The 12840-nt window shown below is 57.9% G+C and carries 7 protein-coding genes and 1 pseudogene; 2 read left to right on the forward strand and 6 right to left on the reverse strand.

All coding sequences use genetic code 11. The annotated features are described in order from the left end of the window. Window positions 1-406: 406 nt before the first annotated feature. The 5 genes and pseudogenes from QX132_RS28570 to QX132_RS28590 form a co-directional block, all read right to left on the reverse strand. A pseudogene (locus QX132_RS28570) lies at window positions 407-808 on the reverse strand (DUF3768 domain-containing protein). Window positions 809-1060: 252 nt separating this feature from the next. Continuing rightward, entirely contained in the window at window positions 1061-2050 is a 990-nt protein-coding gene (locus QX132_RS28575) for a protein NO VEIN domain-containing protein (RefSeq protein ID WP_316163433.1), read from the reverse strand. A gap of 698 nt (window positions 2051-2748) precedes the next feature. Next, a complete protein-coding gene (locus QX132_RS28580; protein ID WP_316163434.1) occupies window positions 2749-3558 on the reverse strand; it encodes a GIY-YIG nuclease family protein in 810 nt (269 codons plus the stop codon). A gap of 9 nt (window positions 3559-3567) precedes the next feature. Next, on the reverse strand, window positions 3568-4038 hold the full coding sequence (locus QX132_RS28585; RefSeq protein WP_316163435.1) for a hypothetical protein: 471 nt from the start codon (window positions 4036-4038) through the stop codon (window positions 3568-3570). 394 nt (window positions 4039-4432) lie between these two features. Beyond that, entirely contained in the window at window positions 4433-5212 is a 780-nt protein-coding gene (locus QX132_RS28590) for a DUF5677 domain-containing protein (RefSeq protein WP_316163436.1), read from the reverse strand. 161 nt (window positions 5213-5373) lie between these two features. On the opposite strand from QX132_RS28590, the gene QX132_RS28595 reads away from it, so the two are divergent. Continuing rightward, the gene (locus tag QX132_RS28595; RefSeq protein WP_316163437.1) at window positions 5374-8304 is read left to right on the forward strand and encodes a DEAD/DEAH box helicase; all 2931 of its coding nucleotides are present in this window, start codon (window positions 5374-5376) and stop codon (window positions 8302-8304) included. A 554-nt stretch (window positions 8305-8858) separates the two neighbouring features. Beyond that, window positions 8859-10048, forward strand: a protein-coding gene (locus QX132_RS28600) for an IS3 family transposase (protein ID WP_316163438.1) whose coding sequence is annotated in 2 segments (ribosomal slippage) — window positions 8859-9108 and window positions 9108-10048 — 1191 coding nt in all. Because the reading frame shifts where the segments join, the coding sequence is not laid out codon by codon here. 92 nt (window positions 10049-10140) lie between these two features. On the opposite strand, the gene QX132_RS28605 is transcribed toward QX132_RS28600, so the two are convergent. After that, window positions 10141-12474, reverse strand: a complete 2334-nt coding sequence (locus tag QX132_RS28605) for a hypothetical protein (protein ID WP_316163439.1) — start codon at window positions 12472-12474, stop codon at window positions 10141-10143. Window positions 12475-12840: the final 366 nt, after the last annotated feature.

Below are 12840 nucleotides of genomic sequence, written 5' to 3' on the forward strand. Positions count from 1 at the left end.
CCTGCTCAAGCATACCGCCCGCGCCTTCAGGCTTATGCGCGCTCAAACCTGGCTTTGGGATCGGGTGGTTGCGGGGACCCGCAACAAACGCCCCCACAGACTTTCCCAGATCGGGATCTCTATGAAATTGTAAAGACTTATCTGCTTCGTCCGCTCTGCTCTCTTCAGCGGACTTCGGCAAGATCTGCCAGGAGGTCGCCCTTGGGCCATGAATAAGGCCCGAGGCGACGCCTTCCGCGGGTGTACCCGCGAGCAAGTCATTGTGGGGCACTTTGGTTCACATACGGAGTATCTGATTGTCCCTACGAAATCGAAATGAACACAAGAAGATCCAATATTACGAACATTCAGTTCGCCATAGCCCTGTCCGTCTGGCGCACAATCGAACATAATAGTGTCGCCGCTCCTAATCGTCGGACGTACAATTATAGCACCGCCTATATTCATGTCTTGAACTTCGAAGGTGTCGTAATTCAAGGACGTGTCCCGATTGTACAAGCCGATGCTGATGGTATTCGTCGGCACGCATGATGGTCGGCACGCGGCGGGTAACGACGGGATTTGCCACATCTGGCGAGGCAAACCGACCGACCAGGTCGTAGTAGTCGATCTTCCAAAAGTAGCGAACGCCTTAGAAATCGACCGCGCCGAAGTCGTGCTCGCGGTGGGGATCGTTGTCGGGCGTGAGGGCCTCGAAGCTCGGCACCAGGCGAAGCAAGGCAGCCTTCGCGTCGGTGTCCAGGGCGCTTACGCCGGTAGTGAGGATGGTCTGGCCGCCAAAGACCAGGGCTGCGCTGGAAACGGTCATTGAGCCTGCGGATGGTTGTCGGCGTTGGTGATGTCGTGCATGTGAGTTCTCCCGTTGTTGTCCGGCTGCGCCATCCGCGCCGGTCGGGAGAATGCGAGGCCGGCAGAACCGAGCGCCCAGGCAAGGAGGCTCCGCCCGAGGGACCCTCCGGGAGACGGGTGGATGCCTTGCCGGGCTGCGCTGCTGGCCTATTCACCCGACCTTACCGGCCGGGTGGTGCTGAAGGTACGAGGATAAATCGCTCTTCGGAGATCAATTGTCGAGCCGATAAACGAAGGTAACAGGCTTCAAGCGCGCGCCGTCCGGTTTCCACGGACGTTGTAGCGCTATCGTTCCACCAGACGCCTTGCGCCCGCGCAAGGAGATGCTGTGTAGGACAAAAAGCGCGCAGTCATGCCGTGGATTCCGGGCGTGAAGCACTTCGTTGGCCGTCAGCACGATTTGCGCACCTGCCGTGGTCGTTCCCTTGACCTCGACGTGCAACACCTGGCTGCCCTTCCTGCATTCCAGGTCGTAGCTTCGGGTCTTGGAGACGTCCTCGACCTGATAGCTTTCCTTCCTGAAGTAGCGAATGGCCCTTTCCATGGAATGGTCTTCGATGGCCTTTCGCTCGGCCGCCGTGCGCGCGAAGCCCTGGCCGCCGGCACCGGCGAGCGCGTCCTCGGCTGCGGCTTCAACGTCGTCCGCGATGGCTGCTTCAGGAGCCGCCAGCACGTTCGGACCTGCGTAATCGTCAACGTAGTCGAGCGCGTCCTGTATCCAGCGGCCTGACTTTGGAGTGCCGTCGTCTTCTAGGAGGTAGCAGACATTTGACCGGCCGAACGCGCCTTTCACCTGGGACGGGATCTGGTGCCTGCGCTTGCCTGGCGGCAACAAAACGCAATCCCTGGCAAGAGCACTGCAGAAATGCCCGTAGCCCTTCGGCTTGCCTGGTGATGGCCGAACCCGCTCCCGCCAGACTTTAGCGTTCTTGTACCAGCCGACAATCACCAAGCCGGCCCCTTCGAGCGCGGTAGCCACGAACACAACCAGTACCTCTCCGAGGTTGCTTTTGTCGGCTGCTAGGGAGTCGATTCGTTCCAGTGTCAGGGCCTCGCTTCTCATGTTCGGCTGGAAGTAGCCGTAGAGTCTGCCGCCCGTGGCGTGGAAGTTATAAGCTTCGTGGCCGATATCGCTCTTGTTGTAACCGCCGCCGCCGATTGGCCGCTCGTCGCCTTCACGCAGCCCGTCGTAGGCCCGCATCCAACCTATGCGGCCGAACACGACGCGCCGCGTTTCATTCCCCTGTGCCACAGATCCCCCAGCTTTGTTGTTTCAGCCCGGAGCCAAGCTATCACAGGCCTGACGGCGTAAAACAGCGGCTGCATGAATTTCGCCAAGCGATGTCGCGGGCGTCGACTGGCGATCAACGTAAGCGAGGAGACGATCAAATGCGTCCGAAATCGCTTCTCAACCATCAATTGTAGCGATAGCATCAGGCGCTTGTCAGCCGGGGGGCCAATGTCAAAGCCAAGGCCAAGGTGGGCGCCGCGTTATGGGAAGTGGGGACCGGTCAAACCGGGATTCTGGGCCGTTTGGCACGCGAATAAGCAGTCGCTACAAGATAATGGCTATGCCGTTCGCAAGAACGAGAACGGCCAATGGGAGGTCCGGTTTGACGGGGATATCCGAAAGGGCTGGCCGCCGGTCAAAAAGCCGGAGCCGATTGTTGTGCCGGCAGGCATGAAGGCCTCGATCTGTCCAAACTGCGGACAGACCAGAGTGATCCCACGTACCGAGCCGCACAAAGACTGCGGCATCTGTGGCGATCGGATTCCCCCAGAAGGCCAATAATTTCCGGCAGCGGCCAGTCGCTTCAGCACCGTTGCATGGTATCCGGCGTCAAGCTCGACGCCGATAAAGCGGCGTTGAGTGAGCTTGGTGGCGAGCAAGGTAACCGGTTAATTCCGGTTCAAGCCGTATTCGCTGCGCGTCAGCAGTATCTCTTTCCAGAATCCTTCGCGCGCAATGATCTCCCCGTCAGAGGCTCGAATTGGGCAATGTTCCAGTAATGCAAAGCGAAAGTTGGCGCGACAATAGTCGAGAGTAGGATCGGTGGCCAAACGGCGTAATTCAATGTTGCCCCCGTGCCCGGTCTCTACATACGACGACCAACGTGACCAAATGCCCTGCTCGCCGTAGGCCGAACCGACGTAGCGGCGTCCTGTCTTGGTGTCGGTTATCAGATAAATGCCGCTCACACTCCCCAGCGCGGCCTTCCAGTCGGGCCGGTCGTTGCGCACCAAGGCCTCAAGCTCGTCAAACGATATGTTGATGCCGTCGTAGCCAGGAAAAGCACGCCCGGAATACGGCTCGCGCAAAATCTCCTGCACCTCAAAAGCCGAGTATTGGTTTTCAAGGTACACCCTGGTGGTGCGGCCACGGTAAGGCGATCGAAGCTTCAGGCGGCCAATGAAGTCTTTGCCTGTCTCGGCTAACTCGACTTCGTAGCGATCTTCGTGACGAGTGATAATCCTGAAGATCCCGCCAAACAGCCAGATGTCGGTCTCATGGTAAAACTGAACAAGAGAGAAAATATAAGGCCGGTTGAAGTCATCGCGAGCGGGCCGATATTCCTGCCAACCCTGCCACTCCTGCCTGTCCCTCGCCCAGACTTCCAACGGCTGATCGACTCCGTTCGATCGGGCGAAATGGAGCTTGAAATCTTCAACATTCGATAAAGGCCAGATGTCCCGGAGGAAAATTGTCATCGGAGCTTCCTAGTCCAGGCTCATCCGCAAAAATTCGCGGGGATCGACGTCCCAAGCTTCGCCCCGATAAACATTGTCGGCTGAATCCACGCAAACAGGCGTGAGTTTGGTTTTTCCCGACTGGCCGTTGCCGAACAAAGCCTCCGCGATATCCGAATAGGGCAGCAACATGTGGGCGCTCTGACCATCTGACAGCGACACTGGCAGCCGGGTATCGGGCATTCCCGGAAAGCGATCGACCTGCATGGGTGCCAGGCGGGCGCCACTTGGCGTCTCGAAAGTCAGGGTTTTGACCGTTACCACCCGGTGGCCAGTATTCACCGCTTCCAGTTTGGCATAAGGCGCCCCAAGCTGATTGCCGCAGGTGGGTATTGCCGTTGATGCGCTGACGGTAATCTCGCGCCGATCTTTCCTCGCAGCCTGCCGCCAGTTGAACGTCGAAAGCGCGGCGCCATAGATGGCGATCACGAACAGCGCCACGTCCCTGACAACAGGAAACCACGTCTCCACTGGCACCCCCCGATTCTCGGCTTGAGCATAGCACAAACCGCAAGGCGGCTTAGCTGATGCCAGCCCCTCGCCGCGCCAAGCCGGACCGGTCAAGGCCGCGCAGCGCCCGTAAGGCTTGGCCTTGAGCGGCCAGGAGAATGCGAGGCCGGCAGAACCGAGCGGCCAGGCAAGGACGCTCCGCTCGAGGGACCCTCCGGAAGACGGGTGGACGCCTTGACGGGCTGCGCTGCTGGCCTATTCACCCGAACCTGACGGCCGGGTGGGCGCTGCTTTAACGGAAGACAGATGATGGCTGGCCGCGTCGAACCGGAACGTCACTGCCGAACGCTGCGCTGGCAGTGCCATTGGCCGCCGATATCGGGCTCTAGGATACTTTGCCATCCCTGGCGCCCTTGTTCGCTGCGCTGAGCGCTTTGAAGTCGTCACTGAGAGTGAAGAGTGTCTCGCCGGTCTCGGTACCGCCAACCGCATCATTGATCGCTACAGCAACCCCCAGCATGACGCTGCAAGCCAACTCTAAGGTTTCGTCGACCTCGTCAGGATCATCAACGGGGGATGCCGAGATCGTCCATTCAGCATCTTCGCCGGTACCTTCCCAGGAAATGTGGCGGCTCAACGATGTCGCCGATGGGTGTGCTGCGTCGTTCGAGAGCACGTTATAAAAAATGTAACCGTCAGCGATCGTTCCATCTTCCGCAGCTTTCTTCTGATTCAGGAACGACGCCTTTGGGTGCTGCTTCTCTATGGCTTCAGCAAACTCTGTCAGCTTATCTTTAAATTCGAGTTCTTGGTTCTGCCTGCCGGCCCAATCCAGCAAACCCTTGGCTTGTTTCTTACGGCTCGCCGCATCATCAAGCTCCATGGTCTTGATGAAAGCATCGCCGATCTTAACCAAAGCAGCGGCGCAAAAAAAGTTCTCGTAGCAGCAGCGGACCAACGTCCGCGCTTCCACCACATGCCCGCTATCCAACAACACTAGCGCGCCTTCAACGTTGCCGATGGTGCGGGCCAACAGCGCAAGCGCCCAAACCTTGGGATCCTTGGTACCTTTGGGGTCTTCCAATACGGTAGAGTTATCGAATACCGTCTTACCCTTCTCCAAAAGCCGCGCGAGTAAAGCGCGCCAACCTGAAGTATCAGCCATCACTTGCCTCCTGTAGCGACTACATGGGGACGGCGTCCGGCGGTCGTCCACACAATCTTGAAGGGGCGCACCAAATAGCGCTTAAAACGGCTCAGTTGCATCCGACGGTTGAGTATTCTCCCTATCTGGCGCAGACTTTGCCGCGAGAGGAGATTCGCGGCTTGTCGTATTTCTCGGAAAATTATTCCTGTCTTACATTTCCCCTGGCATATGGTGAAAAGCCCGGCTTTCGTGAGGCTCAACGCGGTGCGTTGTTCGCGATCGGCTCTCATTTCAGTGGACGCAACGACCCTGCGATTATCACGATGCCGACCGGCACTGGCAAAACGGCCGTTCTGCAGGCCAGCGCCTTTTTGCTCCAGGCCAACCGGGTTCTCGTGCTGACGCCTAGCCGTTTAGTGCGCGAACAAATAGCTGATGATTTTAAGCAGCTCGGCGTATTAAAGCGGCTCGGCGCTATCCCCGCGGGCATTGCTGACCCCAAGGTGATGGCGACCACCGGCAGGATTACGGACCCTGCCCAATGGGAGGGACTGAGAGAGTTCGACGTCGTGGTTGCGACGGTGCCCAGCGTCAGCCCGCATATTGAGCAAATTCCTGTTCCTCCACCTGACCTGTTTGATCTGATCCTGGTCGACGAGGCCCATCACAGCCCGGCCGCTTCTTGGACGGAGACGCTGGACATATTCAAGGAGGCGCGTCGCGTGCTGTTTACGGCAACACCGTTCCGCCGCGATGACCGCGAGATTTTGGGGCGATTTGCCTACACGTATGACCTTAAGCGCGCTTACCAAGACGGTGTGTTTGGCCACATCCAGTTTCAGCTGGTCGACCAAATACCGGCTGGCGACAATCGCCAGCACATGGAGGATATCGCCACCGCTAAGGCGGCCGAGGGCAAGTTGGCCGCCGACCGCGCAGCCGGCTTCGACCATCTCCTGATGGTGCGCACGGACAGCAAGAAACGAGCGGCGGAGCTGGTGAAGCTGTACGACGAGCATACTGCGTTGCGCTTGAAGCTCATCCAGGGCAACCACTCGCTAGGCTATGTAAAGAGGGCGCTTGCGGCATTGGCTGCAAACGAGTTGGACGGCATCATTTGCGTGAACATGCTCGGCGAAGGCTTTGACATGCCGCGGCTCAAGATCGCAGCGGTACATTCACCACATCGTTCTCTCGCCGTTACCCTGCAATTTATTGGGCGCTTTGCCAGAACGGCCGGAGAGCGGCTGGGTGACGCAACCTTTCTTGCCACGGCCTCAGGCGTCAAGGTCGAAGCAGAGAAGTTGTACTCGGCCGGCGCGGTGTGGGCCGACATCATTCCGAACCTCAGCGCGGCCCGTGTACAGCGCGAGGTCGAAGCCAGGGAGTTTATCGAGACTTTCGGACACGACATGGGCACGATCCCCGATCTCTCCGATATGTCACTGTACTCGCTATCACCCTACGCGCATGTCAAAATCTATCGGCTGCGCGAGCCGTTTGATATCAACACCGTGCCGAACTTCGGAGCCGCCCGGGAGCAAATATTCGGTCGGGTGAGCGAGGATACGACTTCAAGTGTTTACGTTACACGTATGCGGTCACCCGTGCCTTGGTCGACTGATGAAGTACTGATAGATGTCGAATACGATCTCTTCATTTTCTACTTCGAACCCCAGTCCTCGCTGTTGTTCATCTGTGCTTCCTCCCGCGGTGACGGCCTTTACCGCCGCGTCGTCCGCGACCTTGTTGGATACGACCCCAAAATTCTCGGCCTGTCGGAACTAAACCGCGCGCTGAAGGATTTGGAGCAGGCCCGCTTCTACAATGTGGGCATGCGGAACCGCCAGCAATCCAGTCTGACGGAATCGTACCGCATGTTGACCGGCTCTCACGTAGACGAGGCAATACGCGCTGAAGACGCACGCCTATTCCACCGTGGTCACTGTTTCGGCAGCGCCATCGAAAACGGTAACGAGGTGACCATTGGCCTGAGCAGCGCTTCTAAGATATGGAGCAACACATCGTTTTCGCTTCCGGAACTGCTCGGTTGGTGCAAGAATTTGGCGCGGAAGATCCTCGACGAGAGGGCCGCGGTTACCGGCAGCAACCTCGACCTCCTGCAGATGGGCGAAACTGTCGATGCGATCCCCGCCCGGGTGTTGTGGGCGGAGTGGGACAAAGACGTCTACCTTGATCCGCCTTCGGCCAGATTTGAAGTTGGCGGCCGATTGTTCGAGGACTCGCTGACGCAGTTCAGCCTTGAAGTTGAGCGGTCGGATGCCAACGGCGCCCAGCTTTTGCTTGAAGGCCCGGGCCTCGAGACGCGAATACAATTCAGGATCGCGGAAAGCCCGCAGTTTTCTTATCTGTCCGACGAACAGACGCCAGTAGAGGTGGTTTTCGGCCGAAGCGACGAGGATATCGTTGATTACCTCAATGACAACCCGCTGAACTTGATGTTGGACGATTGGTCGAGAGTGTGCGGTGATGAGCATTTTCCGGCGCCCGTAGAACCGTACAATCCCTTCGATACCGAAAGTATCAGGGCAGTCGATTGGCGAGGCGGAGGGGTCGATATCACGGTGGAATACGCCGACAATCGCGGGCGCGTTATCGACTCTTCTATTCAACTGTTTCTTGAGCGCGAGCTAGACATTGATGGCAACGCTGTCGTGTTCTGGGACCACGGCAGCGGTGAAGCTGCTGACTTCATTGTTTTACGCCCTGCCGCCGACGACGGCGTGGACGTAACCTTGTATCACTGCAAGGGCGCTGGCGGACCCGAACCGGGCAATCGTGTCGGAGACGTCTATGAGGTCTGCGCCCAGGCCGTAAAATCGATGATCTGGTGCGACCTTCCGAGACTTGTTGACCGATCAATCGACCGGATGCAGCGCCGCAAGGGCGTGGGCAAATTGGTGCGTGGGGACGTTACCATGATGCGCGAGCTCGCGACGCGCAGGCCGGTTGAGTTTGGAATGGTCGTCGTGCAACCCGGCATCACCAAGGCCAACGTGGAGCCACGGCTCGCCGAAGTGTTGGCGGCAGCCAACTATTACTTGATACGCGGTGGGCACCACCAGCTCGAAGTCTGGGGAAGCGCCTAGCTGCCGAACCGAGGGGCTTCAATGCTCTTGATAAAGCGCAGGACGGCAGTCACCGATGTCGAAGATGAAGCGCGGTTCAGCCGTGGTCCGACAATTCGTTGTCATGGGGCCAGCGACTTGTTGTTACGAACGACTTTTAACTTTTCAAACACGCCGATCGCATTTTTGATGATCTGCTTGGTCATGTCGCTGAGCTTGTGATTTTGCTCCAGAACTGAGAGGGCGGCGGTCGCCCCCCCAGAACCTAGGGGTGTACTGGTTGCGGGGACTTGCAACCATCTCAAATTACTGTTCGAAACGGCTGCTTGAGCATGCGGCCCAATGAGCAGTTTTGAAACCCGAAACCGCCTTAGGGGTGAGGGCGATTGGTCATCAATTGCATTCAGAATTCTGGTGCCAGGATCGGAACGAAGTCCGTTCTATCCATTTAATTTTTGATAGCGCAATTACCCGTGCGGTGATTACCGACACCTCCCAACAGGCGTCCGACCTGACCTTGCCCCTCGGGCTTAATCTAGCTTGAAGTTCGTTCTGGCCCCAACGAGGACCAGAGCATGAAGCGCAGCCGCTTTACGGAAGAGCAGATCATCGGGATTTTGAAGGAGCACGAGGCCGGCGTTTCGGTCGCCGATCTGTGCCGCAAGCATGGCGTGAGCGACGCCAGCATTTACAAGTGGAAGGCAAAGTTCGGCGGAATGGACGTCTCGGAGGCCAAGCGGCTGAAGACGCTGGAGGACGAGAACACGCGGCTCAAGCGGCTGCTGGCGGACGCCATGCTGGACAATGCCGCCCTGAAGGATCTCCTGGGAAAGAAGTGGTGACGCCTGCGGCGAAGCGGAGAGCTGTCGCACATCTCGTGCGCGTTCACGGGATGAGCGAACGGCGGGCGTGTAAAGCCATCGGATGTTGCCGCATGACGGTCAGATATCAGACGAGCCGGGCCGATGATGCCGGGCTGCGGCAGCGCATGAGGGCGATCGCCCATGAGCGCCGCCGCTTCGGCTATCGTCGCCTGCACGTCCTGCTCGAGCGGGAGGGCTATGCGGTCAATCACAAGAAGCTGTTCCGGCTGTACCGGGAGGAACGGCTCACGGTGCGCCGCAGAGGTGGCCACAAGCGGGCCCTCGGCACACGAGCACCGATGACGGTGCCGCTGCTCCCGAATGATCGCTGGTCGCTCGACTTCGTGTCGGATCAGATGACCGACGGCCGGCGCTTCCGCGTCCTGACCGTGGTCGACGACTGCACCCGCGAGTGCCTGGCGCTGGTGGCCGACACCTCACTCTCGGGCGCCCGGGTCGCTCGAGAGTTGGACCGGCTGGTCGCCGAGCGCGGCAAGCCCAAGATGGTGGTGAGCGACAACGGCAGCGAGCTCACCAGCAATGCCATCCTGGCATGGGCCGATCAGAGCCGCATCGCCTGGCACTACATCGCGCCGGGGAAACCCATGCAGAACGCCTTCATCGAGAGCTTCAACGGTCGCCTGCGGGACGAACTGCTGAACGAGACGCTGTTCACATCGCTCGCCCAGGCCCGCGTCGCGCTCCGATGCTGGCAGGCCGATTATAACGACGCTCGACCGCACTCCCAGCTCGGATGGAAGACGCCATCCGAGTTCGCCGCCACCTGCAATCCGCGTCGGGATCTGGCGCTGCGCTATGCCGAGAGCTCCGCGCCAGCTCCCGTCGCTACCACCGCCCGGATGGGCACATCCAACCGCCCGAACAAACTCAGGTCTGGATAAGACCTGGGGGCAAGGTCAGGCCTGGTTCTCTCGCGAGGAATACCGGCAGCTCTACCAGGCGACCGGGCGGAGGGCCCTTCGTTGACTCAAAGCTACAGACCTAAGTTGAAGCTAGGAATAACATTGAAAGGATCGACGTATGAGCGGGGATCGGTAGCTTTGGATGCGGCACCGGTGACTACCCTTTCTGCGGCTCTTGCGGCCCTTTCTGCGGCAGCTCCGACATTCTCTCCCACATTGTTCAGCAGGTGCCCGCCCTCATTGGAGATGGCTTCAGCCAGCGCGTAGTGCAACTGAACGCCGTCAAGCTCATGGTTGATCGCCTGAGCGACTACGCTGTTCTGTCCAATATCCTGACCCAGAACATTTTTGGCTAATTTCCGGAAGACATTCTCTTGGCCGAAGCACGGTTCCTCGCCAAATTTCTTGCCCTTGCAGTTCACCAATTCCTTTGCTGTGAGCTGGCCAGCCGCGCACCCTACAAAGGTCGTCGCGTCAGGGGCGGACTCCGCACATTGCAAGATGATCTTTCCTTCGGCATTCAAATTGCCTCCCGCCAGGCAAATTGCGGTTGAAGCATAAGATCCACCAGACTGTGCGTAGCACTGGACAATTAAGCCTAAGTCGCCACTCACCTGGATCTTTGAGGCGAGGACGCATCCGGCCATAGCTTTGTAGTCGCCCGAATAACGCGACGAGCACGACAGCGCCAGCTCGGCGTCAGCTAACGTTTCAGGCGGAATGTTCGACCCTGTAATACAGACTGCCGCAGCAAGCTGACCTTTGCTGGTAGAGGTGTCAAAATCCAGGCATTTGGTGAGACGGAACAATTCGCCGCTTCCCAGGGCTTTGAACTCCAAGCATTGGCTGAACCCCCGACTTCGAACAGGGTATTTCTGCGCGCATTCGATGATTCGCGTAGCTTCTTTTGGGACGGCCCTCTTAAGGCCCGACTGCAGTGTACAATCAGCAGGATTGCGGCCGCTCGCACACACACGAAGAATGTCTGCCGTAGGGCCTTCGGGCAGATTAGATGCCAAGCATTGTGCTTTGGGTGACCGTTTCTCCAGAAGGCAGTTCGTGGCTTTTTCCGCCCAGCCTATGCCCTTTACAGCCGGAATCATCTTGGATGCGATGCAACGGCTGGGGTCTTTAGAACTTGCGCACTCGTTGCTCGTAGCTACCAGTGATTTTAAGTCAGTCGTGACTCGAGGCATCAACGACGAATCGCGAAGGTTCGAGAAGTTGACAGGTTCAGAGAGCAGAAGAACATCTGCCCTGGATTTCCCTGCCGTGAACTTCGGAATACAACGGTCTCCTCTTAGGCACGCCATGATCTCGGCTCTGGTTGCAGAGTATCCTGAGCATTTCTCAAACGCAGCCTGCGAGCTGGATATACTCAGACCCCGATATCGCTCGCACTCCCGTAAACGAGAACGAGCGATTTCATCGGAAAGATTGCCTAGCTGGTCGAGATTGGGGACCCTCACATCAGTGGACTTCTTCACAAGACGTCCGACCCAAGCCGGATGGTCAGCAACATCGACGATGCGTATAGCCGCCGAGTCATCCAGTCCTACAGATAAGAATGCGTGTGCGGGCAACGTTGTACTTTTACCTTCCTTCCTGAGTGCGCGAACCTTCTCTACAGCGGCACGAAATTCCTCCAGCTCTCTGCGAAAGCTCGTGGGAAAAAGTGCTCGTATTATTGTAGTGGCACCTTTGCTGACACTCACTTTCTTGTCGGTCGATAATTTGACGATGTCGTCATACTCACTGCCCTGTCTAGCCCTCGAATGTATCCATTCCCCAATCTGAGCATGGGCCGATGTAATTGTCGGAGTGATACTTAGGCCTGCTGGACACCGGGCATCGCTACGGCCGCAGTGGCGCCTCGCTATCCCCAAGGAGATACCATCTTTAGCCTCGCAAAGAGCAATCTCTGACTGAAATGAGGCTGCCAAATCTGCGAAAGCAGCGTCTAACCGTAGCAAGTTTCTCTCTGTAGGATCCGGCGGTATAGGCGGCGGTGTTAAGTCCGGAAGGTCGATCCCGAAAGGCCCAGGAAGGCTTTTCACCTGAAAACCCGCGTTTCCAATCGCCTTAAGCCACTGCCTCGCCTCGACAGGCGACAATACACGTTGGAGAGTTAAATCCTCACGACGAAGGGTTGTCACCGCTGTTACGAGCGACGGAAGCCCTTGCGCCGCCTTGATGGCACACGATTTTTTTCTGTCACCCGACGAAGGTCCGGCAAGCAGAACGAGGAAATATCCCTCGTGTGTCCATTGCTGCCGCTGCCCGTCAAAACCAACGATGCTTTTGGTAACCTGTCGATCCCAAATCACTTTGTCGGGGTCGGCTGCTGCTGCGTTGCGGGCGAAACACAATGAAAGAATGAGCAGGGTGAGCCGAAAGAAGCACATCATTATCACCTAAGGGAAAATTAATTCTCAAGGGTTGCATACAACCACAATCGCAATCAAGGTGTGTCCACCTGGCTGACCAGAACTTTTTATGCGGTTTTGCAGTGAAAGGGCGTAGTGTCCTGCCCAAAGGATGTGCGAAAACTATTGGATTCTCTTGGCCTTAGGCTTATGCGCCGTATAGATGGGCCGATGCGGGCGTGGCGGAATTGGTAGACGCATCGGACTTAAGCCATTGAGTGCCCTGGGGGAAACCCCAGGAGCAGACCTGCTCAAAGTCGGGGACCTTCACTGGCAATCCCGAGCCAAGCCCCCGCCTGGGGGAAGGTGTAGAGACTAGCCGCCCTAACCCTTCAGGAACGTGCT

This window comes from Bradyrhizobium sp. SZCCHNRI20481 (assembly GCF_032485055.1).
Classification (GTDB): Bacteria; Pseudomonadota; Alphaproteobacteria; order Rhizobiales; family Xanthobacteraceae; genus Bradyrhizobium.

Bases quoted from the DNA above. Each gene is read 5' to 3' on its own strand.
- QX132_RS28605 (WP_316163439.1), bottom strand. From the start codon at position 12,474: ATGTGCTTCTTTCGGCTCACCCTGCTCATTCTTTCATTGTGTTTCGCC.
- QX132_RS28575 (WP_316163433.1), bottom strand. From the start codon at position 2,050: ATGCGGGCCTACGACGGGCTGCGTGAAGGCGACGAGCGGCCAATCGGC.
- QX132_RS28580 (WP_316163434.1), bottom strand. From the start codon at position 3,558: ATGACAATTTTCCTCCGGGACATCTGGCCTTTATCGAATGTTGAAGAT.
- QX132_RS28590 (WP_316163436.1), bottom strand. From the start codon at position 5,212: ATGGCTGATACTTCAGGTTGGCGCGCTTTACTCGCGCGGCTTTTGGAG.